Source organism: Roseomonas sp. OT10 (assembly GCF_020991085.1).
Lineage (GTDB): Bacteria > Pseudomonadota > Alphaproteobacteria > Acetobacterales > Acetobacteraceae > Roseomonas > Roseomonas cutis.
Window position 1 is genome coordinate 805,576 of the sequence record NZ_CP087719.1, and the last position, 26,301, is coordinate 831,876.

Below are 26,301 nucleotides of genomic sequence, written 5' to 3' on the forward strand. Positions count from 1 at the left end.
GTCAGCGGCCCTGCTCGTCCACGGCGCGGGCGACGGAGCGGCGGTGCCGCACCTGCTGCAGCCGGCGCATGGCCCCGGCCGGCAGCATCCCGAAGCCGATCCGGGCCCAGCTGCGGGGCTTCAGCAGCACCTCCGGCACGGCGCGCGACACCTCGCCCAGGTTGCGCAGGTAGCGCAGGCGGCCGTCGGCGCGGCTGAGGTGCATCACCTCCAGCGCGATGCGGGCGATGTGGCGCTCCGCCGCGCGGCGGTAGCCGGCGGCCCCGATCGCCACCGCCTCCGGCCAGGCGAAGCATTCCCGCGCCGCCGTCATCTGCCGCCGGAACATCAGGTTCTGCCGGTACATGGGCATGGACATGGCCTCGGCATGCACCCGGTACTCCACCAGCACGCGGGCGAGGTAGCCGATGTCGCCGACGAGGCACATGCGCAGGAACAGCCAGAGGTCGATCACCTCCTGCCAGCGCTGGTCGAAGGCCCCGGTGGCGCGGATCGCCGCCGTGCGCATCAGCATGGTGGAGAAGCAGAAGCCGCTGCCGAAGGCGCCCAGCATGGCGCGGGGCCCCGGCGTCAGCCGCGGCCAGGCGTGGCCGGTGCCGCCGAAGCGCCGCCCGTCGCGGTCGATCCAGGCGGCGGGGCCGTGCACCAGGGACACCCGCGGCTCGGCGTCGAGGAAGGCCACCGCCTCCTTCAGGAAGTCCGGCTCCCAGCGGTCGTCGGCGCCGAGGAAGACGATGTACTCGCCCCGCGCCAGGCTGCAGCCGCGGTTCACGTTGCCGGCCAGGCCGAGATTGGCCTCGTTGCGTCGATACGCCAGGCGCGGGTCGCCGTAGCGCGCCATCACCGCCGGCGTGTCGTCGGTGGAGACGTTGTCCAGCACCAGCAGCTCGTAATCCGTGAAGGACTGGGCCAGCACGCTCTCCACGGCCGCCGGCAGGTACTCGGCCATGTTGTGGGTCGGGATGGCGACCGTGACCCTGGGGGCAGGCGCCCCGGGAGCGAGCGGGCTCACGCCACGGCCCACCCGGCGCCCGCCGCGCGCGCGGCGGCGGTGTAGCCGGCGATCTGCGCGATCGAGAAGTCCCGCATCTCCGTCCCTCCCGCCAGATGGGCCCGGTACCAGTCGATGGTGGCGCCCAGCGCCGCCTCCGCCTCCCAGGCGGAGCGCCAGCCGAGGCGGTGGACCGCCTTGCTGGAATCGACGCGCAGCACCTGCGCCTCCTTCCCGGCCGGGTCGCGGCGGATCACCAGCCGCGTGGAATGGCCGGGCCAGCGATCCAGCACCAGCCGCACCAGCGCCGCCGCCGGCAGGGGCACCAGCTCGCGCGGGCCGAAGTTCCAGCCCTCCTCGGCGGTGCCGGGCTCGGTCAGCAGCCGGGCGCCGAGGTGCAGGTAGCCGGAGAGGCAGTCCAGCACGTGCTGCCAGGGCCGCGTCGCCTCGGGGTTGCGCACGACGATCTCCTCGCCGGCGGCGATGGCGCGCACGATGTCGGGCACCAGCCGGTCCGCCGCCCAGTCGCCGCCGCCGATCACGTTGCCGGCGCGGGCGGAGGCGACGGCGAAGCCGCGCGGGGCTTCCGCGTGGCGCTGGAAGCGTTCGTCGCGGTAGACCTCCGCCACCAGCTCGGCGCAGGCCTTGCTGCCGGCATAGGGCTCGTGCCCGCCCAGCGGGTCGGTCTCCCGATAGGCCCATTCCCAGCCGACGTTGCGGTAGCACTTGTCGCTGGTGGCGACGAGCGCGGCCCGCACCGAGGGGGTGCGGCGGGCCGCCTCCAGCACGTTGACCGTGCCCATCACGTTGACCTCGAAGGTCTCCCGCGGGTCGACGAAGGCGCGCCGGACCAGCGGCTGGGCGGCGAGGTGGAAGACCATCTCCGGCGCCTCCGCCGCGAGGATGCCGGCGAGGCGCGCGTAGTCCCGCACGTCGCAGCGCAGGTCCGCCAGCTGCCCCGCCATGCCGCAGGCGGCGTAGTGGCTCGGCGTCGTGGGCGGGTCGAGGGAGACGCCGATCACCTCCGCCCCCAGCTGGCGCAGCCAGAGCGAGAGCCAGGAGCCCTTGAAGCCGGTATGGCCGGTGACGAGCACCCGCCGCCCGGCATAGGCCCCGAAGAAGTCGGCGCCGGAGAGCGGGGCGCTCATGCCACGGCCTCCGCCGGCAGGCCCATGCGGTGGCGCTGCCAGGCGATGGTGCGCCGCAGCCCTTCCTCCAGCCCGGTGGTCGCGTGCCAGCCCAGCACCCGCGCCGCCTTGGCGGCGGAGGCGCGCTTGATCGAGATCTCCCCCGGCGTGCTGCGCCCCAGGGCCGGCGCCAGGTCCGGGCGCCCGGCCAGGGTGAGGACGCGTTCGACGATCTCCAGCACGGTATGGGCCGCCTCATCGCAGAAGTTGAAGGCCTGGCCCGCGATGCCGGGCCGGTCCAGCGCCTCCGCCAGCGTCAGCAGCGCCTCCGCCGCGTCATCCACATAGAGGTAGTTGCGCATGGAGCTGCCGTCGCCGCGCAGAACCTGGCGGCGCCCCTCCAGGGTCGCGACGATGGTGCCGGCCATCAGCCGGATCAGCGCCACGTCGCCCGGGCCGTAGAGGTTGCAGAAGCGGGCGATCGCCACCGGCAGGCCGTAGGTGACGTGGTAGCAGCGCGCCGCCGTCTCGGCGCAGACCTTCGACGCCTCGTAGGGGAAGCTGGCGCCGAGCGGGCTGTCCTCGGTGAAGGGGGTGCCGTCGTTCTCGCCATAGACGGAATCGGTGGAGGCCAGCACCACGCGCGGCGGGACGGGCGCGCGCCGTGCCGCTTCCAGCAGGTTCCAGGTGCCGCGCGCATTCAGCTCGAAGGCCGGGGCGGGGTTGTCCCGCGCCACCGTCGGCAGCGTCTGCGCCGCCAGGTGGAAGACGGCATGCAGCCCCGGCCGGGCCAGCAGCGGCGCCAGCGCGGCGGGGTCGCGGATGTCCGCCGCCGCCAGCTCCACCCCCGGCATCCCGTCGGGCCGGGCATGGGCGCCGGCGGGGTTGAGCAGCCCGACCACCCGCGCCCCGCGCTCCGCCAGCAGCCGCGCCAGCGCGCCGCCCAGGAAGCCGCCGACGCCGGTGACCAGCACCGCCCGCCCGGCCCAGCCGGGCGCCTCCACCGGCCGGGGCATCGCCGCTCCGGTCACGGCAGGGCCCTGGTGGACCAGGGCGCTTCCCCCGTGGCCCAGATCTCGTTGAGCTGGCGGTAGTCCTTGAAGGTGTCCATGCACTGCCAGAAGCCGTCGTGGCGGCGCACCCGCAGACCGCCATCCGCCGCCAGCCGCGACAGCGGCTCGCGCTCCAGGATGCAGCCCTCGTCGGCGTCGAGGTAGTCGAAGAACTCGCGGCGGAAGACGAAGAAGCCGCCGTTGATCACCGCCGTCGTGCGCGGCTTCTCGGCGAAGGCCCGGACCCGGTCGCCCTCCACCCCCAGCACGCCGAACTGCGAGTTCGGCACCACGCCGGTCACCGTGCCGATCGCGCCGTGCGCCAGGTGGAAGTCCAGCAGCGCGCCGATGTCGATGTCGGACACCCCGTCGCCATAGGTCAGCATGAAGTGCTCCACCTCGCCGACATGGCGCTGCACCCGCTTCACCCGCCCGCCGGTCTGGGTCTTGGCGCCGGTGTCGACGAAGCTGATGTCCCAGTCGTCCTTCTGCCGGGCGTCGAGGTAGCGCGGCGTGCCCTCGTCCAGGCGCAGGGCGAAGTCGCGCAGCCGCGGCTCGTACTGCAGGAAGAAGTCCTTGATCATCTGGCCCTTGTAGCCGAGGCACAGGACGAACCGCTTGAAGCCGTGCCGGGCGTAGAGGTTCATGATGTGGCACAGGATCGGCCAGCCGCCGATCTCGGCCAGCGGCTTGGGGCGGTACTGGCTCTCCTCGTGGAAGCGCGTGCCCTCCCCGCCGCAGAGGATCACCACGGGGATGTCGCGTGCTGGCGCCCGTCCGTCGCTCATCTTCATCCTCCGGTAAGGGGGCGCCGGTTCAGGCGCAGCAGCTCGCGCAGCAGGACGAAGCCCGCCGCCGCCACCAGCCCGCCAGCCAGCCCCATGATCAGGAAGCGCCGCACGTTGGGGGAGGAGGGCAGCACCTCCGCCGTCGGCGGCATGATGATGCGCAGGTTGGTCAGCGCCGCCTGGCCCAGCGCCTCCGCGATGCGTGCCTCCTCCACCCCGCGGTCGTAGCGCGCGCGCAGGCTCCGCAACCGCTCCACCTCGCCCTCCGCCTGGGCGATGCCGATCTCGGCCGCCGCGGTCTCGCGCAGCAGCTCCCGGACCTGGCGCAGCTGCGCCTCCAGCTGCCCGGCGCGGGCGTTCAGCCCGTCCAGCGCGCCCTGCTTCGCCACCACCTCGCGCGACAGGCTGTCATACTGCTGGTTGGCGCCGCGCGTGACCTCGGCCACCAGGTATTCGGGCTCGCCGGCCAGGTCCCGCTCCAGCGCCGCGATCTGGCGCTCCACGTCGCCGACCTCCGGGCTGCCGGGGGCATAGCGCGCGCGCAGGTTCACCAGCTCCAGCCGCAGCTGCAGCAGCCGCGCCCGCATCTCGTCGCCCGCGCGGTTGCGGGCCTGGGTGCTGGTCACCACCGTCTCGGGGGAGAGCCCCGCCAGGGCGCGCTTCGCCGGCTCCAGCTCCGCGGCGACCTGGGCCGAATCGGAGCGGGTCTGCGCCAGTTGCAGCTGCAGGTCGCCCTCCGCCTTCAGCAGCAGGCTGCGCTGCTCCGGCGCCGACCAGGCGGCCGCGCGCTGGCCGCGCAGGCCGAGCAGCCGCTCCTCGGCCGCGCGCAGCTGCGCCGCGACCGCGTCGCGCTCCCGCCCGAAGAACTCGCCGACCGCGGGGCTGCGGTGGACGCGCAGGTGGCTCTCCACCGCCTTGTCGAGGAAGCGTTGCAGCACCAGCTCCCCGCCCTCGCGGTCCGGGAAGCGCAGCGTCACCTCGATCACGTCGGACTTGCGCACCTGCTCGATCTGCAGCGCCCCGCCGATGGCCAGCACGACCCGGTCCAGCGGCGTGGTGCGCGGCCGCAGCCCGAGCATCACGTTGATCTCGCGCAGCGCGTCGTTCGCCTTGCGCATGAGGGTCTTGGGGACCCACTTGATCCACTGCCAGAGCGTCGCCGGCTCCGTCTCGGCGAGGAAGAAATCCGCCCCGAGGTCGTCCACCACCTGCCGGATCAGCCGGGGGTCGGTGAGGATCTCCACCTCCAGCGCCACGTCCTCCGGGCGGCGGCTGGCCGGCATCACCTGGGCGCCGTCGCGCACGCCGAGCACGGGTGGCGCGGTGGTCTCCTGGCCCTGCTGCACCAGCACCTTGGTCGTGACGGCGTAGATGGGCGAGGAGATCATCATCACGCCGAGCATCGCCAGCACGCCCGCCCCGGCCCCGGCCAGGAGCAGTCGCCAGTGCCGCACCAGGACGCGCAGCATCCCCATGGCGTCGAGCGGCGTCCATGTGGCGCGCGGCAGGCCCTGCAGGGTCCGAAGCTCGGTCACGATCGGCGCGGTTCCATCAGGCGAAGCATATCCCAAAAAAAGAGAAATTCGACGACGTTCAACGGCGACCGGAATCAGGGAGCCCCGCCGGCCCGGGGCATCGCGCCCGGAGGGCGGCGACGTCAGGCGCCCGTCGCGCCAGGCCCCGGTTCAGGGCACGAGATACATGGTCGTTTCTGGTGCGCAGATCGGGCTATACAGTCCATTCCATGCAACTTGACACGGTGTCTGGCACGCTCCGCAAATGGTTGCAAATGGTAATGAGTGAGGTAATGTTTCTTTGCCGACACAAAATGCGGCGCGGCCTATGCACGCAGAAGTTGTAATGACGAAGCTCTGACCGGGACCGATCGATCAATGAACTGGACAGGCAAGCGGGTGCTGGTGACGGGCGCCGGCGGTTTCATCGGCAGCAACGTGGTGGAGGCGCTGGCCACCCGCGGCGCCGCCGTCACCGCCTTCCTGCGCTATCGCTCCGGCGGGGACCTGGGCACGCTGGCCTTCGTGCCGCGGGAGATCCGCGATTCGCTGAACATCGCCTACGGCGACCTAGCCGACCCGGGGACCGCCGCCGCCCTGCCGCGCGGCCAGGACATCATCGTCCATGCCGCCGCGCTGATCGGCATCCCCTACAGCTATGTCCACCCGGTCGAGGTGGTGCGCACGAACACCCTGGGCACCACCTACCTGCTGGAGGGCTGCCGGCGCGAGGGGATCGAGCGGATCGTCTGCTTCTCCACCAGCGAGGTCTACGGCACGGCGCTCTACGCCCCGATCGACGAGGACCATCCGCTCCAGGGCCAGTCCCCCTATTCGGCCAGCAAGATCGGCAGCGACCAGATCGCGCTGAGCTACCACCGCTCCTTCGACCTGCCGGTGGCGATCGTGCGGCCCTTCAACACCTACGGGCCGCGGCAATCGACCCGGGCGGTGATCCCCACCATCATCAGCCAGGCGCTGCGCGGCGGGGCGGTGAAGCTCGGCGCCGTCAGCCCCACGCGCGACCTCTGCTACGTCGGCGACACAGCGGAAGGCGTGGTGCGGATCTGCGAGAGCGAGGCGGCGCTGGGCGAGGTGATCAACATCGGCACCGGCCGGGAGATCTCCATCGGCGAGCTGGCGCAGATGATCTTCCGCCTGATCGGCCGGGAGCCGGAGATCGTCACCGACGAGAAGCGGCTGCGCCCCGGCAAGAGCGAGGTGATGCGGCTGATCGCCAGCCAGGAGAAGTGCCGCCGCCTGCTCGGCTGGGCGCCGGGCGTCACGCTGGAGGAGGGGCTGGGCCGGACCATCGAGTGGATCCGCGCCAATCCCGGCTTCTTCCAGCACGCCGACTACCATGTCTGAGGAAGGATGAGGCGATGAAGGCGGTCATCCTGGCCGGCGGCAAGGGCACGCGCCTGGCGCCCTATACCACCGTGCTGCCCAAGCCCCTGGTGCCCGTCGGCGGCATCCCGATCGTGGAGACGGTGCTGCGGCAGCTCCGCCACCACGGCTTCACCGAGGTGGTGCTGGCGGTGGGCTACCTCAGCCCGCTGATCCGGGCCTATTTCGATCCCAACCCGCTGACCCAGCGCATGTGGATCCGCTACCACCAGGAGAGCGAGCCGCTCGGCACCGCCGGCGCGCTGGCCAGCATCGAGGGGTTGAACGAGGATTTCCTCGCCATGAACGGCGACCTCCTCACCACCCTGGACTACGCGGCGATGATGCGCTTCCACCGCGAGCGCGACGCCACCCTGACCGTCGCCGTCACCGACCGCCGCTACCAGATCGAGGTCGGCGTGCTGGGCATCGAGCCCGACCAGCGGATCACCGGCTACACGGAGAAGCCGGTCCAGATCTTCCCCGCCAGCATGGGCATCTACATCTGCTCGCCGCGCATCTTCGGCTTCATGGAGCCGGGCAAGCCGCTGGACGTGCCCAGCCTGGTGGTGCGCCTGATCGAGGCCGGGCAGCCCGTCCTGGCCTATCGTTCCGAAGCGTCCTGGCTCGACATGGGGAACCCGACCGACTACGCCCGCGCCAGCGAGGCCTTCGAGGGGAACCGCAGCGCCTTCCTGCCGGACGGAGCGTGAGACGGGCGCGGCAGGGGGCGGCGCCTGATCCGCTCGGCGCGATGCGCTGACGCCTGCCAGCGTGGCGCCTGTGGCCGGGGGCAAGGCGCTGCCTCGCCCCCGTACCCCCACTCCGCCAGGACCCTGCGGGCCCTGGACCCGATTGGTGCTGCCGCGGGACAGCCTGCGACGGGGTCACGGCGCCGAGGAGCCACGCTCCTCGGCGAGCACGGCGTCCGCCCTCGCTGACACCTTCTGAGCTTTTTCAGAGTTCCGCCTGTCCGTGTTTCGTCAGGGTTCAGCCCGCAGGCTGACGGCATCTCCGGAGAGCCATGTGTGGACGGCCCCCTTGGTACAAGTGGGATGGGACGTTGAGAGGCCGCGGTCGGGTGCGGTCATGTGTCCGGCCTGTTGATGCGCCTGTTGACCACTGCCCTGATGCAGTCCGCGGCCCGGCTCCCAACCAAACTCCTGCCGGGGACCGGGGCCCGCTTGTGGCCCGGCAGGGGAGGGTCGGGGACGGGGATCGACGCACGGCGTCGATGCCGCAGGCCGGCGTCCCCTCCCGGTCCGACGCCCGAACACCACAGCATGACGGGTCATCCCGCCGTCGGTATAGGCCCCGCCCTATCGGCATCCCTGTGGCCGGGGGCGCCAGCCCAGGCGGCAGTCCCGCTCGGTGTTGCAGCGCCGGCAGGCCACGGCGAGGTTGGCCGGGCGGTCGGTGCCGCCCAGCTTGCGGGGCAGGATGTGCTCGAAGCTCGGCCGGTCCGCGGGATCGGCGGCGGTCTCCTCCATGCGCTTGCCGCAGTGGCAGCAGCGGTGGTTCTGCTCGCCCGAGAGCCGCTCGCGGAAGCGGGGCGTGTTCCAGCGCGTGTCGCCGGTCAGCCGGGCATCCTCGCACAGCAGCCGCAGGTGCCGCTCCTCCCAGGGATTCGCGGCGACCGCTGCCTCGCGGTCGGGGCCGCGATGGCAGGCCCAGGCGGCGTCCATCTCCTGGCGGCGTCGTTCCGCGTCCCGGGTGATCATGGCCCCACCATGCCTCATGGTGGCTGAACGTCCTGGGGTGGCGCCGGGGTTCCGGCGCTGCCCCCGGATCGCTCAGCGTCGCAGGAAGACGGGCAGGCCGCCAGCCTGCCCAGGCGCCAGGCCGGCCGGGCCGCCCCGGTCCGGCGGCGCCGTCCGGGTGGCGGTGGTCATCGCCAGGGCGGGCGGCCACCCGGTGGCCGGGGCGCTACCGCCGTGCTCAAGGGCCTTTCCGGCCAGCGCCGGCACTGCCGCCGCATCGACCGGGAGAGCCACGGCCGCAGCGAGTCGAGAGAGGACGAGGGGCATGGCAGCCGCTTCCCTGGGCCGCGGGCCCCATTGCCCGCCGGCTCCGTGGATATGTGTTCTCCATTCGATCTGAAGAACCGCTGAAATTCCGCAATCCGGCATCGCAAGACATGATGATTCGCATGGCTTCCGCGCAAACTGTCTACAAGATGCAGCATGGGTGGTAGCAGAGTGCCGGAATTGCCGTGTAACCCGGTCAGAAATGCCGATTCTTGTCGACAACAAACCAATGGCGGGCCTGTCCCCGGCGGAGCCGGGTAGCGATACCCTGGCGGAGGCCCTGGTCCAGCGCATCGGCGATGCGATCATCCAGGGGGAACTCGCCCTGGGCTCCCGCATCAGCGAGCCCACCCTGGCGCGCCGCTACCAGGTCAGCCGCGGACCCCTGCGGGAGGCGCTGAACCGGCTGCAGGAGCGGCGGCTGATCGACCGGGTCCCGCGCCTCGGCGCGCGGGTCGTCACGCTGTCGGCGGAGACGCTGCGCCAGATCTACGGCGTCCGCGGCGCGCTGGAGGGGATGGCGGCGCGCGAGGCCGCCTCCGTCATGGCGCCGGAGGACCTGGCCGGGCTGCGCCGGCTGCTGGCGGCGCAGGGCGCGGCGCTGGAGGCCTCGGGCGACGACGCCCCCAATGCGCTGGGCCGCGCCGACGAGGATTTCCACGCGCTGATCGCGCGCGCCAGCGGCAACGCGCTGCTGGTGCGGCTGCTCTGCGACGACCTCTACCAGCAGCTCCGCCTCTACCGCTCGCAGCTGCGCCGCGTCGCCGGGCGTGGGCGGCGCGCGGTGGAGGAGCACCGCCGCATCCTCGACGCGATCGAGGACCGCGACCCCGAAATGGCCGAGTTGCAGATGCGGCGGCACATCGCCGCCTCCTATGCCGCCCTCGTGCCCAGCTTCGCGCCGGATGGCGCGGCCGCGCCACGTCGGCGCAGGAAGAAGGAACGCCCGGAATGAACTCGGCCCCGCGGAAGAGCCTGCGCGTCGGCGGGCAGGACTACGCCATCACCAGCCTGCGCGACGCCGCGGGGACGGAGGCCGCGCTGCGCGCGCTGCCCTATTCCCTGCGCGTGCTGCTGGAGAACCTGCTGCGCCACGCCGACGGCGACACGGTGACGGAAGCCGACATCCAGGCCGTGCTGGCCGCCGGGCGCGGCGAGGTCCTGCCGGGCGACGTCGCCTTCCGCCCGGCGCGGGTGCTGATGCAGGACTTCACCGGCGTGCCCGGCATGGTGGACCTGGCGGCGATGCGCGATGCCTGCGCGGCGCGCGGCGGCGACACGCGGCGGGTGAACCCGGTCATCCCCGTGGACCTGATCGTGGACCACTCGCTGATCATCGACCGGGCCGGCAGCGACGACGCCATGGCGGCGAACGTCGCCAACGAGTACCGCCGCAACGCCGAGCGCTATGCCTTCCTGCGCTGGGCCCAGGGCAGCTTCGGCAATTTCCGCGTCGCGCCCCCGGGCGGCGGCATCCTGCACCAAGTGAACCTGGAACACATCGCCCAGGTGGTCTGGACCCGCGAGGAAGGGGACCGGACGCTGGCCTATCCCGACACGCTGGTCGGCACGGACAGCCACACCACCATGGTCAACGCGCTGGGCGTGCTGGGCTGGGGCGTGGGCGGGATCGAGGCGGAGGCGGCGATGCTCGGCCAGCCGCTGGTCTTCCGCCTGCCGGAGGTGGTGGGGGTGCGGCTGACCGGCGCGCTGCGGCCCGGGGTGACGGCGACGGACCTCGTGCTGACGCTGACGCAGCGGCTGCGCCGGCTGGGCGTGGTGGAATGCTTCGTGGAGTTCACCGGCCCCGCGCTGGACGGCGCGCTGACGCTCGCCGACCGCGCCACCATCGCCAACATGGCGCCGGAATACGGCTCCACCTGCGGCTTCTTCCCGGTGGATGCGGCGGTGCTCGACTACCTGCGCCGCACCGGGCGGCCGGAGGCGCAGGTGGCGCTGGTGGAAGCCTATTGCCGCGAGCAGGGGCTGTTCCGCGAGCCGGGGATGCCGGAGCCCACCTTCTCCCGCCTGATGGAATTCGACCTCGCCGAGGCGGAGCCCAGCGTCGCCGGCCCGCGCCGGCCGCAGGACCGCGTGCCGCTCGGCCGCGTGCGCGAGAGCTTCCGCGACGCCATGCGCCCCGGCAGCACGGCGGAGGCGGGGTGGGAAGATGGGTCCTTCGGGGATGGCGCGGTGGTGATCGCCGCCATCACCTCCTGCACCAACACCTCCAACCCGGCGCTGATGGTCGGCGCCGGGCTGCTGGCGCGCAAGGCGGTCGCGCGGGGGATGGCCGTGCCCGGCTGGGTGAAGACCTCGCTCACCCCCGGCTCGCGCGTGGTGGCGCGCTACCTGGAGGCGAGCGGTCTGCAACGCGACCTCGACGCGCTGGGCTTCCAGCTCACCGGCTTCGGCTGCGGCACCTGCGGCGGCAATTCCGGCGCGCTGGACGAGGCGGTGGCGGAGCGCATCCGGGCGCGCGACCTGGTCGCCTGCGCCGTGCTGTCCGGCAACCGCAACTTCGAGGGCCGCATCCACCCGCTGGCCCGCGCCGGCTACCTGATGTCGCCGCCGCTGGTCGTGGCCTTCGCCCTGGCCGGCCGCGTGACGCTCGACCTGGAGACGGAGCCGCTGGGCGCGGACCGCGACGGGCGGCCGGTCTTCCTGCGCGACCTCTGGCCGGAGGCGGCGGAGATCGAGGCGGTTCTGCACGGCGCCGTCACCCCGGACCTCTATGCCGGCACCTATGCGCGGCTGTTCGAGGCCGATGCGGACTGGGCGGCGCTGCCCCAGGCCGGGGATGCGCGCTTCCGCTGGAATCCCGGCAGCACCTATATCCGCCGCCCGCCCTATTTCGACGACCTGCCCGAGGGCGATCCGCCGCCCCCCGCGCTGCTCGGCGCGCGGCCGCTGCTGATCCTGGGCGACAGCATCACCACCGACCACATCTCGCCGGTCAGCGCCATTCCCGCCCATGCCCCGGCGGGGGAATACCTCTCGGCGCACCAGGTGCCGCCCGGCGAGTTCAACGCCTATGGCGCGCGCCGCGCGAACCACGAGGTGATGATGCGCGGTGCCTTCGCCAACATCCGCCTGCGCAACGCCATGGTCCCCGGGGTGGAGGGCGGCTTCACCCGCCACATGCCCTCGGGCGAGGCGATGACCATCCATGCCGCCGCGGAGCGCTACCGCGCCGAGGGCGTGCCGACGGTGGTCTTCGCGGGGAAGGAGTACGGCACCGGCTCCTCGCGCGACTGGGCGGCCAAGGGCCCGCGCCTGCTGGGCGTGAAGGCGGTGGTGGCGGAGAGCTTCGAGCGGATCCACCGCTCCAACCTCGTCAGCATGGGCGTGCTGCCGCTGGAGTTTACCGGCGGCGTCACGCGGCTGACGCTGGGCCTGGACGGCAGCGAGGTCCTCGACATCCCCGATCTCGACGCCCAGGCCGGGCCGGGCGCCGCGATCCGCGCCGTGCTGCGGCGCGCGGACGGGAGCACGGAGGACCTGACGCTGCATGCCCGGCTCGACAGCGCCTACGACGCGCGGGTCTGGCGGGCGGGCGGCATCCTGCCCTTCATGCTGCGCCGCATGACCGCCGGGGAGATCGCCGCGTGAGCCTGATCCGCATCCCCGCCGTCTACATGCGCGGCGGCACCAGCCGCGCGCTGTTCTTCCACCAGCGCGACCTGCCGGCGGAACGCGCGGCCTGGGACGCGATCTTCTGCGCCGCCCTGGGCAGCCCGGACCCGAACGGACGGCAGCTCGACGGCATGGGGGGCGGCATCTCCTCCCTCTCCAAGGTCGCGGTCATCGGTCCGCCCAGCCGCGACGATGCGGATGTGGACTACACCTTCGCCCAGGTGCAGGTGACGGAGGCGCTGGTCGGCTATCGCGGCAACTGCGGCAACATCTCCTCCGCCGTCGGGCCCTTCGCGCTGGAGGAGGGGCTGGTCGCGGCCTCCGGCGACCGCGCCACGGTGCGCATCCACAACACCAACACGCGCAAGGTGATCGTGGCCGAGTTCCCGTTGCGCGACGGGCTGCTCGACCCCGACGGCGATTTCGCGCTGCAGGGGATCGGCGGCACGGCGGCGCCGATCCGCCTCGCCTTCCGCGAGCCCGGCGGGGCCGCGACCGGCCGCCTGCTGCCCTCCGGCGAGGCGCGGCAGGTGCTGGAGGTGGAAGGGCTCGGCGCGCTGGAGGTATCGCTGGTCGATGCCGCCAATCCCGTGGTCTTCGTCGCGGCGGAAACCCTCGGCCTGACGGGCTCGGAGAAGCCGGACGCGCTGACCGCCGATCCCGCGCGCCTCGCGCAGTTCGAGGCGATCCGCGTCGCCGCCGCCGTCGCCATGGGGCTGGTGGGCGAGGCGGAGGAGGCGCGGCGCAAGGTGAAGAACGTGCCGCAGGTGATGCTGGTGGCCCCGCCGCGCGACGCGCCCTCGGCCACCGGCGCGACGCTGCGCGCGGAGGAGATGGACGTGCTGGTGCGCGCCGTCTCCGCCGGGCTGCCGCACAAGGCGACGCCGCTGACGGGAGCCATGTGCCTGGCCGTCGCGGCGCGCATCCCGGGCTCGCTGCCGCAGCGCCTCGCCCGGCCACGCAGCGAGAGCGAGGACCTGCGCGTCGCGCACCCCTCCGGCATCCTGCCCGTGGCCGCGCGCACCCGCGTCGAGGATGGCGCCGTCATCGCCGAGGAGGCGGTGGTCTACCGCACCGCGCGCCGGCTGATGGAAGGCCGCGTGCTCGCCCGGCTGCCGTGATGCGCGGCGGGCCGGAACGCGCGCCGCAGGCCGGGGCCATCGCCGGCTGCCCTCGGCCGGCGGGCGGGTCTATGCTCCGCGCAAAGGCCGACGGCGCACGGAATGGCGCCGCGGCGGGAGGAAGCGAGGAACGCCATGGCCCGCATCGCCATCGAGCACGTCACGGAATACGCCTACCACAACCCGGTCGGGCTCACCCGGCACCGGCTGATGGTGCGGCCGCGCGACAGCCACGACCTGCGCCTGCACGGCGCGACGCTGAAGGTCGATCCGGCACCCGCCTCCGTCCACTGGGCGCACGACGTCTTCGGCAACTCCGTCTGCCTGCTGCAATGGCCGGAGGAACTGCGCACGACGCGGCTGCGCATCGTCTCCACCCTGGACCTCACGCACTACCCGGACTGCCCGGACCTGCCGGCGCCGGCGCTCTACCCCTGGGCGGAGAGCTTCCCCTTCGCCTATCCGGAGCTGGAGGCGCCGGACCTGGCCCTGCTGGCCACGCCGCAATTCCCCGATCCGGAGGGGCGGGTGCGCGACTGGGCGCGGCGCTTCGCCGGCGAGGGCGCGCGCACCCTCGACCTGTTACGCGACATGACGCGGGCGATCAAGGCGGAGTTCGGCTACGGCGCCCGGCACGAGGAGGGCACGCAGCCCCCGGCCGAGACGCTGGCGCTGGGCACGGGGACCTGCCGCGACTTCGCGCTGCTGATGATGGAGGCGCTGCGCCATCTGGGCGTCGCGACGAAGTTCGTCACCGGCTATCTCTACGACGATTGCGGCACCACGCGGGGCGGCGGCTTCACCCATGCCTGGTGCAGCGTCTACCTGCCCGGCGCCGGCTGGGTGGAATACGACCCGACGAACGGGCTGATCGCCGGCACGAACCTGGTGCGCATCGGCGTGACGCGCGGGCCGGAGCAGGCGATCCCCATCGCCGGCGGCTACTACGGCGCGGCGGGCGACACCAAGGGTCTGCACGTGAACGTCACGGTCACCGCCGTGCCCGAGGCGCCGAAGGCCGGCGAACCCTCGGCCGGCCGGCTCGTGGTGCCGCAGCAGCAGCTTCGCGCGACGCCCGCCTGACACCCGGCCCACCCCGCCACGGGGCGAGGCCGGTCCGGCCGCGGGGCCGCGACACCCGGGAGCGACGGACGGGGCTGCCCGGGCGGCGCCCCGGTTCGCGGTGCCGTGCGCTCCCTCCGAACCACCCGACCAGCAAGACAGGAAACGTCCCATGCAACGACGCCAGCTTCTCGCCGCCACGGCGCTGCTCGCCGCCGCCGGCCCCGCCGCCCGCGCGGCGGAGCCCGCCTCCTCGCTGAACATCTTCGTCCCCGCCGCGCCCGGCGGCGGCTGGGACGGGCTGGGCCGCGCCATCGAGCTGGTCGCCCGCCCGGGCGGGCTGGTGCAGTCCGTGCAGTTCGAGAACCTGGCCGGCGGTGCCGGCACGGTGGGGCTGGCGCGCTTCGTCGCCACGCGGCGTGGCCGGGCGGACAGCCTGTTCATCGGTGGCGCCTCCCTGGTGGGCCCGCCCATCGTGAACCGCTCGCCGCTGAGCCTGGCCGACATCACCCCGATCGCGCGGATGACGGAGGAGGCGGCGGTGGTGGTGGTCCCCGCCGACAGCGAGTTCCGCGACATGCGCCAGCTCGGCGACGCGCTGCGGGCCGAGCCGAAGGGAATCCCGATCGCCGGGGCCGGCGGCGGCACGGTGGACCACGTCATCCTCGGCCTGCTGTTCAAGGCGCTGGGCCGCAAGCCGCTGGACGCGCAGTTCGTTTCCTTCCCCGGCGGCGGCGCCACCACGGCGGCGGTGATCGGCGGGCAGGTGAAGGCGGCCGTCGCCGGCTGGGGCGAGTTCAGCGAGTACGTGAAGACCGGCCGGGTCCGGGCGCTGGCCACCTCCGGCGAGCGGCGCCTCTCGCCGGAGGTGCCGACGCTGAAGGAGAGCGGCTACGACGTGGTCGCCACCAACTGGCGCGGCCTCTTCGCGGCGCCGGGCATCACGGCCGAGGCGAAGGCGGCGCATGTCCGCTTCGCCACGGCGCTGCATGCCCTGCCGGCCTGGAAGGAGCTGCTGGACACGCGCGGCTGGGACGACGCCTTCCTGACCGGCGGGACCTTCGCGGACTTCCTCGCGCGCGACCGCAAGGATACGGAGGGGGTGCTGAAGGATCTCGGCCTCGCCTGAGCCGGGACGCGACGGACGCGCCGGGACGGGCCGGCGCGTACCGCATGACGGGAGGAAACAGGAATGTCCGTATTCGTGCGCCGTGCCCTGCTGGCACTCGCGGCCGCCCCGCTGGCCCGGCCCTACCTCGCCCACGCCCAGGGCAGCTGGCCGAACGGCCCGGTCCGGCTGGTGGCGCCGTTTCCGCCGGGCGGCAGCGCCGACCTTCTGTGCCGGCTGCTCCAGGCGCCGTTGCAGGCCTCGCTGGGCGTGCCGATCGTCGTCGAGAACCGGCCCGGCGCCAGCGGCGCGCTGGGCACGGCAGTGGTCGCCCGCGCGCCGGCCGACGGGCAGAGCTTCGTGCTGGTCTTCGACACGCATGTGGTGAACCCGGCGCTGAACCCCACGCTCGGCTTCGAGCCGAAGGACCTGCGCGGCGTGATGCTGGTCGCCAGCGCGCCAATGCTGGTGGCGACCGCGAAGGCCAAGCCCTTCGCCGACCTGCCGGCGCTGATCGCGCGGGCGAAGGCGGCGCCGGAGACGGTGACCTATGGCACGGTGGGCATCGGCAGCCTGGCGCACCTGACGATGGAGCGGGTGCAGGACGTGACGGGGACGAAGATGATCCACGTCCCCTACCGCGGCGGCGGGCCGATGAGCACGGCGGCCTCGGCGGGCGAGATCGACCTGGCCGTGGCGAGCGTCGTCGGGCTGGGCGGGCAGGTGGGCACCACGCTGCGCGCCCTGGCGCAGACGGGTGAGGCGCGGTCCCCGCTACGGCCGGATATCCCGACGCTGATCGAGGGCGGCGTGCCCGGCGTCTCCGCCAAGGCCTTCTGGGGGCTGATGGCGCCGGCGGGGCTGCCGGACGCGATCCTCGCCCGCTTCCACGCGGCGCTGGTCGAGGCGCTGCGGCAACCCGCCATCCGCCAGCCGCTGGAAGGGCAGGGGGTGGACGTGGTCGCCTCCACCCCGGCGGAGTTCGACCGCTTCCTGGAGCAGCAGGCGGCGATCTGGACCCAGGTGGTGCGGGAGAAGCGCATCACCGCCAACTGAGCCGGTCCCGGGGGGAGGGGGCCCCGTGCGGGACTGCCCCCCCGGGCCGCGCGTCTGGCCACCGGATGGGCACGGCCTGTCCAGATGGACGGCAGGGTGCCTAAAACAAACAGGCTTGACTGTATCTTCCCATCCGGACGAACCTTCCGCCATCGGATGGAGGCGGAATGGACCGCAGCAACAGCCGCAGGACGCAACAGGAGCGCAGCGCCGACACCACGGCGCGGCTGCTGGACGCGACCATCGACCTGCTGCACGACCGCGGGCTGCACCGCATGTCCACCTCGGACATCGCCGCGCGGGCCGGGGTTTCCCGCGGCGCGCTGACGCACCACTTCCCCTCGCGCGAGGAGATCGTCGCCGCGGCGATCGCGCGGCAACTGGGCGGCTGCACGCGCGACCTGCACGAGATGGCGCGCGGCATCCGCCGCTCCGGCGGCAGCAGCGACGGGATCGTCGACCACCTCTGGCGGATGATGAACGACCGGCTCTTCTACGTGACGCTGGAGTACCTGCCGGAAGCCCGGCACAACCCCGAGTTCCGCGACCGGATCCTGCCGGTGGTGAAGGAGTTCCATCAGGGGCTCGACGCCGTCTGGGCGGAGCTGGCGTCGCAGGCTGGGGTGGAGGCGGGGCGCGCGCTGGTGCTGATGAACGCGACCATGTGCCTGATCCGCGGCATGATCGCCCAGACCACGGTGCGGGAGGACCCGCCCTACTTCCAGGCCCTGCTGGAGTTCTGGAAGGAGCAGCTGCGGCGCGAGTTCCCCCGCGCCCCGGCGCGGCGGGACGCCCCCGCCCTCGCGGGGGCCGACCGGTGAGCGCCGCCGCGCGGGAGGCCCCGGCCTGGCCGCTGGTGGCCGAGGACATCCGCCTCGCCTTCGGCGGGCTGCACGCGCTGGACGGCGCCGGCTTCCACGTCGCGCCGGGCCTCGTCACCGGGCTGATCGGCCCGAACGGCGCCGGCAAGACCACGATGTTCAACGTGCTCTCCGGCCTGCTGGTGCCGGATGCGGGGCGCGTCACCTTCTTCGGCGAGCGGATCGAGGGCGAACGGCCGCACCGCATCTCCCGGCGCGGGCTGATCCGCACCTTCCAGATCGCGCGCGGCTTCCCGAAGCTGACGGTCTTCGAGCACCTGATGGCCTATGGCGCGCGCCAGCCGGGCGAGGCGCTGTGGCCCGCGCTGCTGGGCACGGCGGCGGCGCGGCGGCGGGAGGCGGAGCTGGCGGAGCGGGCGCTGGGGATCGCGGGGCGGCTGCGCCTGTCGCACGTGCTGGACAACCGCGTCACCGACCTGTCGGGCGGGCAGAAGAAGCTGCTGGAGATCGGCCGCGCCCTGATGGCCGAGCCGCGCATGATCCTGTTCGACGAGCCCGCGGCGGGGGTGAATCCGACGCTGGCGGAGGAGATCGGCGACCACCTGCTGGCGCTGGCGGAGGTCGGGCTGACGGTGCTGATCGTCGAGCACGACATGGCGCTGATCGAGCGCATCTGCGCCCGCGTCATCGTCATGGCGCAGGGCCGCACGCTGATCGAGGGCAGCTTCGACGAGGTGCGCGCCGACCGCGCCGTGCAGGACGCCTATCTCGGGGGCCGGCGGTGAGCGCCCCGGCCACCGCGCTGCTGCGCGCCGAGGGCATCGTCGGCGGCTATGCCTCCGCCGAGCAGGTGGTGAAGGGCGTGCACCTCGCCGCCGATGCCGGCGAGCTGGTGACGGTCATCGGCCCCAACGGCGCCGGCAAGTCCACCGCGCTGAAGCTGGTGACGGGGCTGCTGCGCCCCTCCGCCGGGCAGGTCCTGCTGCAGGGCGAGGCGCTGGCCGGCCGCTCCCCCCAGGCCATCGCCCGGGCCGGGATGGTGCTGGTGCCGCAGGAGCGCAACGTCTTCGGTGCGCTCTCCGTGGCCGAGAACCTGGAGATGGGCTGCCTCTTCGAACGGGCGGAGACGCGCCACCGCGCCGCCGCGCTCTACGACCGCTTCCCGATGCTGGCCGAGAAGCGCCGTGCCCCGGGGCGCAGCCTCTCCGGCGGGCAGCGGCAGATCCTCGCCGTCGCCATGGCGCTGATGGCGCAGCCGCGCGCGCTGCTGCTGGACGAGCCCACCGCGGGGCTGAGCCCCAAGGCGGCGGAGGAGCTGTTCGCGCTCATCCGCCGCATCGCCGATGACGGGCTGGCGGTGCTGATGGTGGAGCAGAACGCGCTGGAATCCCTCTCCATCTCCGACCGGGCCTATGTGCTGGTGGATGGCCGCAACCACCTCGACGGCCCGGCCAGGGCCGTGGCCGACGACCCCGACATCCGCCGCCTCTTCCTCGGCGGGCGCAGCCAGAATCCGTCCCCCACCCCTCCCGGAGCCTGACATGACCGACCTGTCCCGCCGCCAGCTTCTGGGGGCCGGCGCCCTCCTCTCCGCCCCCCTCGCCCTGCCGTCCCTGGCGCGGGCCCAGCCGGCCGGCGCTTCCGGCGAGCCGATCCGGCTCGGGACGCTGACGCCGCTGACCGGCTCCGGCGGCTCCTACGGGCCCGCCATGGCGGAGGTGGTGCGCAAGGCGGCGGCGGAGATCAACGCCGCCGGCGGCGTGCTGGGCCGGCCGCTCGCCATCATCTCCGAGGACGACCAGACCAATCCCGAGGCCGGGCTGCGGGCCGCGCGCAAGCTGATCGACATCGACAAGGTCGCCGCCATCATCGGCACCTGGGCGTCGTCGGTCACCACGGCGGTGGCGCCGGTCTGCTGGCAGTCGGGCACCTTCCTCGCCACCGTCTCGGGGGCGGATTCCATCACCCAGCTGCCGCACCAGGGCTTCCTGATCCGCACCCAGCCCAACACCACGCTGCAGGGCCGCAAGTTCGGCGAGTTCGCGCTGGAGATCGGCGGCAGGACGGTGGCCTTCGTCTCGCCGCAGACGCCCTTCACCGACAGCCAGTTCGGCGAGCTGAGCAAGGCCGTGGAGGCCGCCGGCGGCAAGACGAGCAAGCTGATCTACGACGACAAGAAGACGACGCTGCGCACGGAGGTCGACCAGGTGCTGCGCGGCCGGCCGGACGTGATCGTGATGGGCGGCTACACCACCGACACGGCCGTGCTGGTGCGCGACCTCTACCGGGCCAGCTTCCGCGGCAAGCTGGTGGGCTTCGCCTATGCGGTGAACAAGCAGCTGGTGGATTCCCTGCCCGCCGATGTCAGCGAGGGCATCTACACCCTCTCGCCCTCCCCGGCGGAGGGGGCCGGCGGCTATGCCCATGTCGGCCGCCTGCTGGGCAATGCCACGCCCGACACCTACAGCTGCCAGGTCTTCGACCACCTGAACCTGATCGCCATGGCCATGGCGGCGGGCAAGGGAACCACGGGCACCGTCATCAAGGACAGCATCCGCACCGTGTCGCAGGGTGGCGGGCAGCGGGTGGACAACGCGGTGGACGGGCTGCGGCTCATCGCCGCCGGCACCAGGGTGGACTATGACGGCGCCTCCGGCCCCTGCGACTTCACCCCGGCGGGCGACATCACCGACGCGAAGTTCCGCTACGAGCAGGTGAAGGGCGGCAAGATCACCCTCCTCAAGATCGCCTGATGGGCGAGGCGGTCCTCCAGGCGCTGGTGAACGGCGTCGTCTCGGGGTCGCTGCTGGCGCTGCCGGCGCTGGGATTCAGCGCCATCTTCGCCGTGCTGCGCTTCCCGAACTTCGCCATCGGCGCGCTGGCGACCGCCGGCGCCTATGCCGCCTGGGCGGCGAACGTCCCGCTGGCCATGCCCATCGGGGCGGGCCTGCTGGCGGCTTTCGCCCTGGCCGCCCTGCTCGCCGTGATCCTGCAGGCCGGGGCGCTGGAGCGGCTGTCGCGCGGCGGGGCGTTGATGCAGGCGATCGGCTCCCTGGCCCTGGCCATGGTGGTCGAGAACGCGTTGCGCTTCGCCTTCGGCAACGACCTGCAGGCCTTCGACCTGCCGCTGGCGCGCGACCTCGTGCTGGGGCCCATCCGCATCGGGCCGCAACAGGTGACCAACCTGCTGGTGGCGCTGGGGGTGATGGGCGCGCTCTGGGCCTTCCTGGCGCTGACCTCCGTCGGGCGCTCGATGCGCGCGGTGGCGGACAACCCCGACCTGGCCCGGCTGCGCGGCGTCGACCCGCGCCGCGTGGCGCTGCTGACCGTGGCGGTCGGCGGCGGGCTCTGCGGGCTGGGCGGCACGCTGATCGGGCTGGACACCGCCATCGACCCGCTGCTGGGCGGGCGCGTGCTGCTCTCCGTCTTCGCCGCCGCGGTGCTGGGGGGGCTGGGCAGCATCCCCGGCGCGGTGGCGGGCGCCTTCCTGATCGGCATGGCGGAGGAGTTGACGGTGCTGGCCCTCTCGCCCGCCTACCGGCTGGCGGTGGGCTTCCTGGTGATCCTCGCGGTGCTCTCCGTGCGGCCCGCCGGGCTTCTCGGCAGCCGGGCGGGCTGAGCGCGTGGAAACCTACCTCCTCTTCACCCTCGTCATCGGCTCGGTCTACGCGCTGCTGGCACAAAGCCTGGTGCTGTCCTGGGGCATGGCCGGGCTGGTCAACCTGGGCCTGGCCGGCTTCTTCGCGGTCGGCGCCTATGCCTCCGCCATGCCGACCACCTGGGCCGGGATGCCGGTGCCGCTCGGGATGCTGGCCGCCATGCTGGCGGGCGGCCTGGCGGGGCTGGTGGTCTGCTTCACCACCCTGCGGCTGCGCGACGACTACCTCGCCATCGTCACGCTGGGCTTCGCCGAGATCGTGCGGCTCGTCGCCTCCAACGAGGTCTGGCTGACCGGCGGCACGGACGGCATCGCGGGCGTCCCGGGCTTCGTGCGGCGGGAGGCGGGGCTGGGCTTCCACCTCGGCTCGCTGGCCGTCGCGGTGGCGGCGGTGGCGGCGGTCTATGCGCTGCAGCGCCGCCTGCTGCACGCGCCCTGGGGCCGCGCCCTGCGTGCCGTGCGGGAGGACCAGGTGGTCGCCGCGGTGGCCGGCAAGAACGTGGTGCGCTTCAAGGCGCAGGCCTTCTGCCTGGCCGCCGCCGTCGCCGGCCTCGCGGGCGCGATCTACGGCCACTACACCAGCTACGTCGCGCCGGACCAGTTCCAGCCGCTGATCACCATCTACATCTTCCTCGCCGCCACGGCGGGCGGGCATGCGCGGCCCGCCGGGGCGGTGCTGGGCGCCTACCTGCTCGTCGCCTTCCTGGAGGCGACGCGCTTCCTGGCGGAGCTGGCCCCGGCGCTGTCCGCCGTCCAGCGCGCCTCGCTGCGCGAGATGCTGGTGGGGATCGGGCTGGTGCTGGTGCTCAGCCTGCGGCCCGACGGGCTGCTTCCCGAGAGATCCCAGAAGGCCCCGCTGCCTTGAGCCCCCTGCATTGAGGATGCGCCGATGAAAGACCGCCTGCTTCCCGAGCTGCTCACCGTCACCGACGCCATCGCCCGCGACGGCGCGCCGGAGGCCGCCTTCGCCGCGGTGGACGCCGCCATCGGCCGGCTGCTGGACCACGGGCTCTTCACCATCCTGACCGTCTGCGAGGGGGGCGAGGAGGTGGAGCGCATCTACTCCTCCGACCCCGGCTCCTATCCCGTGCAGGGCCGCAAGCGCATGGGGCCGACCCCCTGGGGCGATCTGGTGCTGACGCGGAAGCAGACCTTCCTCGGCCCCGACGTCGCCGCCATCCGCTGGGCCTTCCCGGACCACGAGCTGATCGAGAGCCTCGGCCTGGGCAGCGTGATCAACGTGACGGCGCAGCTGGGCGGCGAGGTGCTGGGCACGGTGAACGTGCTGGACCGCGAGGGCGCCTACACGGGCGAGGAGCAGGTGTCGCTGGTGCGCGCCTTCACCCCGCACCTGATCCCCGCCCTTCTGGCCAAGCGCGCCTGACGGAGGCCGAGCATGACCGCGATCCTGTTCCGCAACGCGACGCTCCTCGACGGCACGGGAGAGGGCGCCCTGCCGGGCCATGACCTGCTGGTGGAGGGCGAGGAGATCCGCGAGGTCTCCGACCGGCCGATCAGGGCCGCGTCCGCCCGGGTGGTCGACCTGGCCGGCAGGACGCTGATGCCCGGGCTGATCGACTGCCACGTGCACGTCATCGCCAGCATGGCCAATCTCGGCGCCAATGCGGAGCTGCCCAACACGCTGGTGGCGCTGCGCTCGGCGCGGATCATGAAGGAGATGCTGCTGCGCGGCTTCACCACCGTCCGCGACCTGGGCGGCGCCGATATCGGGCTGGTGATGGCCATCGAGGAGGGGCTGATCGAGGCGCCGCGCCTGATGATCTGCGGCAAGGCCCTGTCCCAGACCGGCGGGCACACCGACTACCGCGGCCCCTACCACGCGCGCGACGTCGCCTACTACGCCGAGCGCGCGGGCACGCTGGGCCGGGTCGTGGACGGGGTGGATGCCCTCCGCCGCGCGGCGCGCGAGGAGCTGAAGACGGGCGCGCAGTTCATCAAGATCATGGCCAATGGCGGCGTCTCCTCGCCGACCGACCCGATCCACTTCCTGGGCTTCTCCGCCGACGAGGTCCGCGCGGCGGTGGAGGAGGCGGGCAATGCCGGCACCTACGTCGCCGCCCACCTCTACACGGACGACGCGATCCGGCGGGCGGTCGAGCTGGGCGTCGTCTCCGTGGAGCACGGCAACCTGATCACGCCGGAGACGGCGCGGCTGGTGAAGGAGCGCGGTGCCTATGTCGTGCCGACCAACGTCACCTTCGACCGGCTGGCGAAGGAGGGGGCGCAGCTCGGCCTGCCGCCCGCCTCCGTCGCCAAGATCGAGGTGGTGCGCGGCCAGGGCATCGAGGCGCTGGGCATCCTGCACGAGGCGGGGGTGATGATGGCCTATGGCTCCGACCTGCTCGGCCCCATGCACCGGCACCAGTCGGACGAGTTCACCCTCCGCGGCCGGGTGTTGCCGGCGATGGAGGTGATCCGCTCCGCCACCGTCAACGCCGCGAAGGTGGTGAAGCAGGAGGGGCGGCTGGGCGTGCTGGCTCCCGGGGCGCTGGCCGACCTGATCGTGGTCGACGGCGATCCGCTGGCCGACCTGTCCCTGCTGACCGGCCAGGGCCGGCACATGCCCGCCATCCTGAAGGGCGGGCGCTTCGTCAAGGACGAGCTGGGCGCCTGAGCGTGCCACGGACGGAACGGGAGGCCCGCATGCGGCTGAGCGACTACAAGGTGCTGACCTTCGACTGCTACGGCACGCTGATCGACTGGGAGGGCGGCATGGTCGCGGCGCTGCAGCCGCTGGCCGACCGCGCGGGGCGCGGCCTGACGCGCGACGCCATCCTGCAGGCGCATGCGCGGCACGAATCCGCGCAGCAGGCGCAGACGCCGACCAAGCCGTACCGGGAGCTGCTGGCGATCGTCTACAAGCGGCTCGCCGAGGAATGGGGTGTGGCGGCGGACTGGGAGGAGTGCGTCCGCTACGGCCTCTCGGTCCGGGACTGGCCGGCCTTCCCGGATTCGGCCGAGGCGCTCGCCTACCTCAAGCGCTTCTACAGGCTGGTCATCCTGTCCAACGTGGACAACGAGACCTTCACGTACAGCAACCGGCGCCTGGGCGTGGAGTTCGACGCCATCATCACGGCGGAGGACGCCGGCAGCTACAAGCCCAGCCTGCGCAACTTCCGCTACATGCTCGACCGCCTGGGCAGCATGGGGCTGGGAGCGGGCGAGGTGCTGCACACGGCGGAGAGCCTGTTCCACGACCACAAGCCGGCGAACGAGGTCGGCCTGGCCTCCTGCTGGATCCACCGCCGCCACCAGCAGGAGGGCTTCGGCGCGACCATGGATCCGGGCGAGCGGCCCCGCTTCGACTTCCGCTTCGAGAGCATGGCGGCCCTGGCGCGGGCGCATGCGGCGGAGCAGGCGGGCTGATCCCGGCGGGCCCGCCATCCGGGCGGGCCCCGGTCCTTCAGGCCGCGGCGGCGTGCAGCGCGCGGATGTCGCGCAGGAGATCGCCGACGGCATTGAGGGCGAAGCGCAGCGCCGCCTCCTCCACCAGCTTGCCTTCGGAGACCTTCTTGTCCGCCTGGGCGATGGCCACCTCGGGCCGGGTGACGATGCGGGATTCGGTCGAGAAGAGCGTGTCGCGCAGCTGGCTCTGCGCGCGCGCGCCGCCGGTCGAGGCAGGGGAGGCGGTCATGATCAGCACCGGCTTGCCCTTCAGCTTCGACTTGCCATAGGGGCGGGACGCCCAGTCCAGCGCGTTCTTGATCACCCCGGACATGCCGCCATTGTATTCCGGCGAGCAGATCACCAGCCCGTCGGCCCGGCCCACCGCGGCGCGCAGCATCTTCACGCCCAGCGGCGGGTCCTCCGTGTCCAGGTCCTGGTTGTAGAGCGGCACCTCGTCCAGCGGCAGCAGCTCCATCCGTGCCTGCGGCGCCGCCGCCTCCTGCAGGGCGCGCAGCACGGCCGTGCAGTGCGACGCCTTGCGCAGGCTGCCCGACAGGCCGAGCAGCAGCGGCAGGTCCCCGGTTTCGCTCATCCATCCGTCTCCGTCTTGCTGCCCCGCAGCATGCGGATGATTCCGGAGAAATCCACCCCGCCATTTCCGTCCCCGACGAAGCGCTGGTACAGCGCCAGCGCCTGGGCCCCCAGCGGGGTCTGGGCACCGGTTTCCCCCGCCGCCTGCTGCGCCAGCCCGACATCCTTGGCCATCAGCGCGGCGGCGAAGCCGGGGCGGTAGTCGCGGTTGGCCGGACTGCCCGGCACCGGCCCCGGTACGGGGCAGTAGGTGGTCAGGGCCCAGCACTGGCCGGAGGATTTCGAGGCGACGTCGAACAGCGCCTGATGCGACAGGCCGAGCCGCTCCGCCAGGACGAAGGCCTCGCAGGTGCCGATCATGCTGATCGCCAGCAGCATGTTGTTGCAGGCCTTGGCCGCCTGCCCGGCGCCGGAGGCGCCGCAATGCACGATGGTCCTGCCCATGGCGGCCAGGACCGGCTCGGCCCGGGCGAAGGCGGCGTCGGGGCCGCCGACCATGAAGGTGAGGGTGCCCGCCTCCGCCCCCATCACTCCGCCGGAGACGGGGGCGTCCAGCATCGCCCGGCCGCTGGCGGTCGCCACCTCGCGCGACGTTGCCACGTCGATGGTGGAGCAGTCGATCAGCACCGCGTCGCCCGCGCAGGCATCGGCCATCCCGCCGGCGCCGATCCAGGCCTCGCGCACATGCTGCCCGGCGGGGAGCATGGTGAGGACGAACTCCGCCCCCCGCGCCGCCTCGGCGGCGGAGCCGGTCTGGCGGGCGCCCGGGACATGCGCCATGGCCTCGGCCGAGAGGTCGAAGACCGCCAGCTCGTGGCCGGCGCGCAGCAGGTTGCGCGCCATCGGGCCCCCCATGTTCCCCAGCCCCACGAAGCCGATCCGTGCCATGCCCGCCCTCCCTGTCCGCCGCCTGTGCCCGTTCCCGGGCGGCCCCCGCCGGCGTGCCGGGGGTCTC

The 26,301-nt window shown here is 73.1% G+C and carries 25 protein-coding genes; 17 read left to right on the forward strand and 8 right to left on the reverse strand.

Annotated features, from left to right (window positions below; genetic code table 11):
* Position 1: 1 nt before the first annotated feature.
* From LPC08_RS03695 to LPC08_RS03715, 5 genes are read right to left on the reverse strand one after another with little or no spacing between them, the layout of a single operon-like run.
* Entirely contained in the window at positions 2 to 1,012 is a 1,011-nt protein-coding gene (locus LPC08_RS03695) for a glycosyltransferase family 2 protein (protein WP_230451395.1), read from the reverse strand.
* Positions 1,009 to 2,139, reverse strand: a complete 1,131-nt coding sequence (rfbG, locus tag LPC08_RS03700) for a CDP-glucose 4,6-dehydratase (protein ID WP_230451396.1) — start codon at positions 2,137 to 2,139, stop codon at positions 1,009 to 1,011. Before rfbG ends, LPC08_RS03695 begins: the two co-directional genes overlap by 4 nt.
* Entirely contained in the window at positions 2,136 to 3,134 is a 999-nt protein-coding gene (locus LPC08_RS03705) for an NAD-dependent epimerase/dehydratase family protein (RefSeq protein WP_230451397.1), read from the reverse strand. The genes rfbG and LPC08_RS03705 overlap by 4 nt, the downstream gene beginning before the upstream one ends.
* Before the next feature lie 11 nt (positions 3,135 to 3,145).
* A complete protein-coding gene (locus tag LPC08_RS03710) occupies positions 3,146 to 3,958 on the reverse strand; it encodes a glucose-1-phosphate cytidylyltransferase (protein WP_230451398.1) in 813 nt (270 codons plus the stop codon).
* A 2-nt stretch (positions 3,959 to 3,960) separates the two neighbouring features.
* Positions 3,961 to 5,493 (reverse strand): GumC family protein, encoded by a 1,533-nt coding sequence (locus LPC08_RS03715; protein ID WP_230451399.1) that lies wholly within the window; start codon positions 5,491 to 5,493, stop codon positions 3,961 to 3,963.
* Positions 5,494 to 5,850: 357 nt separating this feature from the next.
* Here LPC08_RS03715 and LPC08_RS03720 point away from each other — a divergent pair, with 357 nt between their 5' ends.
* Positions 5,851 to 6,840 carry a GDP-mannose 4,6-dehydratase gene (locus LPC08_RS03720; protein WP_230451400.1) on the forward strand — a complete coding sequence of 330 codons (990 nt, stop codon included), beginning with the start codon at positions 5,851 to 5,853 and terminating at the stop codon, positions 6,838 to 6,840.
* A 14-nt stretch (positions 6,841 to 6,854) separates the two neighbouring features.
* Complete coding sequence (locus LPC08_RS03725) at positions 6,855 to 7,571, forward strand: nucleotidyltransferase family protein (RefSeq protein WP_230451401.1); 717 nt, start codon at positions 6,855 to 6,857, stop codon at positions 7,569 to 7,571.
* 606 nt (positions 7,572 to 8,177) lie between these two features.
* Here LPC08_RS03725 and LPC08_RS03730 read toward each other — a convergent pair.
* Positions 8,178 to 8,579: an HNH endonuclease gene (locus LPC08_RS03730; RefSeq protein ID WP_230451402.1), complete on the reverse strand. Its 402-nt coding sequence runs from the start codon at positions 8,577 to 8,579 to the stop codon at positions 8,178 to 8,180.
* 535 nt (positions 8,580 to 9,114) lie between these two features.
* Between LPC08_RS03730 and LPC08_RS03735 the strand changes: the two genes are divergently transcribed.
* The 15 genes from LPC08_RS03735 (at position 9,115) to LPC08_RS03805 (ending at position 24,734) form a co-directional block, all read left to right on the forward strand.
* Positions 9,115 to 9,840 carry a GntR family transcriptional regulator gene (locus tag LPC08_RS03735; protein ID WP_230451403.1) on the forward strand — a complete coding sequence of 242 codons (726 nt, stop codon included), beginning with the start codon at positions 9,115 to 9,117 and terminating at the stop codon, positions 9,838 to 9,840.
* Positions 9,837 to 12,497 carry an aconitate hydratase AcnA gene (gene acnA, locus LPC08_RS03740; protein ID WP_230451404.1) on the forward strand — a complete coding sequence of 887 codons (2,661 nt, stop codon included), beginning with the start codon at positions 9,837 to 9,839 and terminating at the stop codon, positions 12,495 to 12,497. Before LPC08_RS03735 ends, acnA begins: the two co-directional genes overlap by 4 nt.
* Complete coding sequence (locus tag LPC08_RS03745; protein WP_230451405.1) at positions 12,494 to 13,642, forward strand: 2-methylaconitate cis-trans isomerase PrpF family protein; 1,149 nt, start codon at positions 12,494 to 12,496, stop codon at positions 13,640 to 13,642. The genes acnA and LPC08_RS03745 overlap by 4 nt, the downstream gene beginning before the upstream one ends.
* A gap of 135 nt (positions 13,643 to 13,777) precedes the next feature.
* Positions 13,778 to 14,725, forward strand: coding sequence for a transglutaminase family protein (locus LPC08_RS03750; protein ID WP_230451406.1), 948 nt, complete (start codon positions 13,778 to 13,780; stop codon positions 14,723 to 14,725).
* Between the two features lie 151 nt (positions 14,726 to 14,876).
* Positions 14,877 to 15,833, forward strand: coding sequence for a tripartite tricarboxylate transporter substrate binding protein (locus LPC08_RS03755; protein WP_230451407.1), 957 nt, complete (start codon positions 14,877 to 14,879; stop codon positions 15,831 to 15,833).
* Between the two features lie 63 nt (positions 15,834 to 15,896).
* Positions 15,897 to 16,868 (forward strand): tripartite tricarboxylate transporter substrate-binding protein, encoded by a 972-nt coding sequence (locus LPC08_RS03760; protein WP_230451408.1) that lies wholly within the window; start codon positions 15,897 to 15,899, stop codon positions 16,866 to 16,868.
* A 167-nt stretch (positions 16,869 to 17,035) separates the two neighbouring features.
* Complete coding sequence (locus LPC08_RS03765) at positions 17,036 to 17,689, forward strand: TetR/AcrR family transcriptional regulator (RefSeq protein WP_230451409.1); 654 nt, start codon at positions 17,036 to 17,038, stop codon at positions 17,687 to 17,689.
* Positions 17,686 to 18,474, forward strand: a complete 789-nt coding sequence (locus tag LPC08_RS03770) for an ABC transporter ATP-binding protein (RefSeq protein WP_230451410.1) — start codon at positions 17,686 to 17,688, stop codon at positions 18,472 to 18,474. Before LPC08_RS03765 ends, LPC08_RS03770 begins: the two co-directional genes overlap by 4 nt.
* The gene (locus tag LPC08_RS03775; RefSeq protein ID WP_230451411.1) at positions 18,471 to 19,229 is read left to right on the forward strand and encodes an ABC transporter ATP-binding protein; all 759 of its coding nucleotides are present in this window, start codon (positions 18,471 to 18,473) and stop codon (positions 19,227 to 19,229) included. The genes LPC08_RS03770 and LPC08_RS03775 overlap by 4 nt, the downstream gene beginning before the upstream one ends.
* A gap of 1 nt (position 19,230) precedes the next feature.
* Positions 19,231 to 20,442: an ABC transporter substrate-binding protein gene (locus LPC08_RS03780; protein ID WP_230451412.1), complete on the forward strand. Its 1,212-nt coding sequence runs from the start codon at positions 19,231 to 19,233 to the stop codon at positions 20,440 to 20,442.
* Positions 20,442 to 21,308 (forward strand): branched-chain amino acid ABC transporter permease, encoded by an 867-nt coding sequence (locus tag LPC08_RS03785; RefSeq protein WP_230451413.1) that lies wholly within the window; start codon positions 20,442 to 20,444, stop codon positions 21,306 to 21,308. The genes LPC08_RS03780 and LPC08_RS03785 overlap by 1 nt, the downstream gene beginning before the upstream one ends.
* Positions 21,309 to 21,312: 4 nt before the next feature.
* The gene (locus LPC08_RS03790; protein ID WP_230451414.1) at positions 21,313 to 22,212 is read left to right on the forward strand and encodes a branched-chain amino acid ABC transporter permease; all 900 of its coding nucleotides are present in this window, start codon (positions 21,313 to 21,315) and stop codon (positions 22,210 to 22,212) included.
* Between the two features lie 24 nt (positions 22,213 to 22,236).
* On the forward strand, positions 22,237 to 22,731 hold the full coding sequence (locus LPC08_RS03795; protein ID WP_230451415.1) for a GAF domain-containing protein: 495 nt from the start codon (positions 22,237 to 22,239) through the stop codon (positions 22,729 to 22,731).
* 12 nt (positions 22,732 to 22,743) lie between these two features.
* Complete coding sequence (locus LPC08_RS03800) at positions 22,744 to 23,982, forward strand: metal-dependent hydrolase family protein (protein ID WP_230451416.1); 1,239 nt, start codon at positions 22,744 to 22,746, stop codon at positions 23,980 to 23,982.
* A gap of 29 nt (positions 23,983 to 24,011) precedes the next feature.
* On the forward strand, positions 24,012 to 24,734 hold the full coding sequence (locus tag LPC08_RS03805) for a haloacid dehalogenase type II (RefSeq protein ID WP_230451417.1): 723 nt from the start codon (positions 24,012 to 24,014) through the stop codon (positions 24,732 to 24,734).
* Between the two features lie 37 nt (positions 24,735 to 24,771).
* On the opposite strand, the gene LPC08_RS03810 is transcribed toward LPC08_RS03805, so the two are convergent.
* Both LPC08_RS03810 and mmsB read right to left on the reverse strand, forming a co-directional pair.
* Entirely contained in the window at positions 24,772 to 25,347 is a 576-nt protein-coding gene (locus tag LPC08_RS03810; protein ID WP_230451418.1) for an NADPH-dependent FMN reductase, read from the reverse strand.
* Positions 25,344 to 26,234 carry a 3-hydroxyisobutyrate dehydrogenase gene (mmsB, locus tag LPC08_RS03815; protein WP_230451419.1) on the reverse strand — a complete coding sequence of 297 codons (891 nt, stop codon included), beginning with the start codon at positions 26,232 to 26,234 and terminating at the stop codon, positions 25,344 to 25,346. Before mmsB ends, LPC08_RS03810 begins: the two co-directional genes overlap by 4 nt.
* Between the last annotated feature and the right edge of the window lie 67 nt (positions 26,235 to 26,301).

Coding starts and splice junctions, on each gene's coding strand:
- LPC08_RS03705 (WP_230451397.1), bottom strand. CDS start 3,134: ATGCCCCGGCCGGTGGAGGCGCCCGGCTGGGCCGGGCGGGCGGTGCTG.
- LPC08_RS03720 (WP_230451400.1), top strand. CDS start 5,851: ATGAACTGGACAGGCAAGCGGGTGCTGGTGACGGGCGCCGGCGGTTTC.
- LPC08_RS03735 (WP_230451403.1), top strand. CDS start 9,115: ATGGCGGGCCTGTCCCCGGCGGAGCCGGGTAGCGATACCCTGGCGGAG.
- LPC08_RS03800 (WP_230451416.1), top strand. CDS start 22,744: ATGACCGCGATCCTGTTCCGCAACGCGACGCTCCTCGACGGCACGGGA.
- LPC08_RS03730 (WP_230451402.1), bottom strand. CDS start 8,579: ATGATCACCCGGGACGCGGAACGACGCCGCCAGGAGATGGACGCCGCC.
- LPC08_RS03710 (WP_230451398.1), bottom strand. CDS start 3,958: ATGAGCGACGGACGGGCGCCAGCACGCGACATCCCCGTGGTGATCCTC.
- LPC08_RS03805 (WP_230451417.1), top strand. CDS start 24,012: ATGCGGCTGAGCGACTACAAGGTGCTGACCTTCGACTGCTACGGCACG.
- LPC08_RS03760 (WP_230451408.1), top strand. CDS start 15,897: ATGTCCGTATTCGTGCGCCGTGCCCTGCTGGCACTCGCGGCCGCCCCG.
- LPC08_RS03785 (WP_230451413.1), top strand. CDS start 20,442: ATGGGCGAGGCGGTCCTCCAGGCGCTGGTGAACGGCGTCGTCTCGGGG.
- mmsB (WP_230451419.1), bottom strand. CDS start 26,234: ATGGCACGGATCGGCTTCGTGGGGCTGGGGAACATGGGGGGCCCGATG.
- LPC08_RS03725 (WP_230451401.1), top strand. CDS start 6,855: ATGAAGGCGGTCATCCTGGCCGGCGGCAAGGGCACGCGCCTGGCGCCC.
- acnA (WP_230451404.1), top strand. CDS start 9,837: ATGAACTCGGCCCCGCGGAAGAGCCTGCGCGTCGGCGGGCAGGACTAC.
- LPC08_RS03780 (WP_230451412.1), top strand. CDS start 19,231: ATGACCGACCTGTCCCGCCGCCAGCTTCTGGGGGCCGGCGCCCTCCTC.
- LPC08_RS03750 (WP_230451406.1), top strand. CDS start 13,778: ATGGCCCGCATCGCCATCGAGCACGTCACGGAATACGCCTACCACAAC.
- rfbG (WP_230451396.1), bottom strand. CDS start 2,139: ATGAGCGCCCCGCTCTCCGGCGCCGACTTCTTCGGGGCCTATGCCGGG.
- LPC08_RS03755 (WP_230451407.1), top strand. CDS start 14,877: ATGCAACGACGCCAGCTTCTCGCCGCCACGGCGCTGCTCGCCGCCGCC.
- LPC08_RS03810 (WP_230451418.1), bottom strand. CDS start 25,347: ATGAGCGAAACCGGGGACCTGCCGCTGCTGCTCGGCCTGTCGGGCAGC.
- LPC08_RS03795 (WP_230451415.1), top strand. CDS start 22,237: ATGAAAGACCGCCTGCTTCCCGAGCTGCTCACCGTCACCGACGCCATC.
- LPC08_RS03765 (WP_230451409.1), top strand. CDS start 17,036: ATGGACCGCAGCAACAGCCGCAGGACGCAACAGGAGCGCAGCGCCGAC.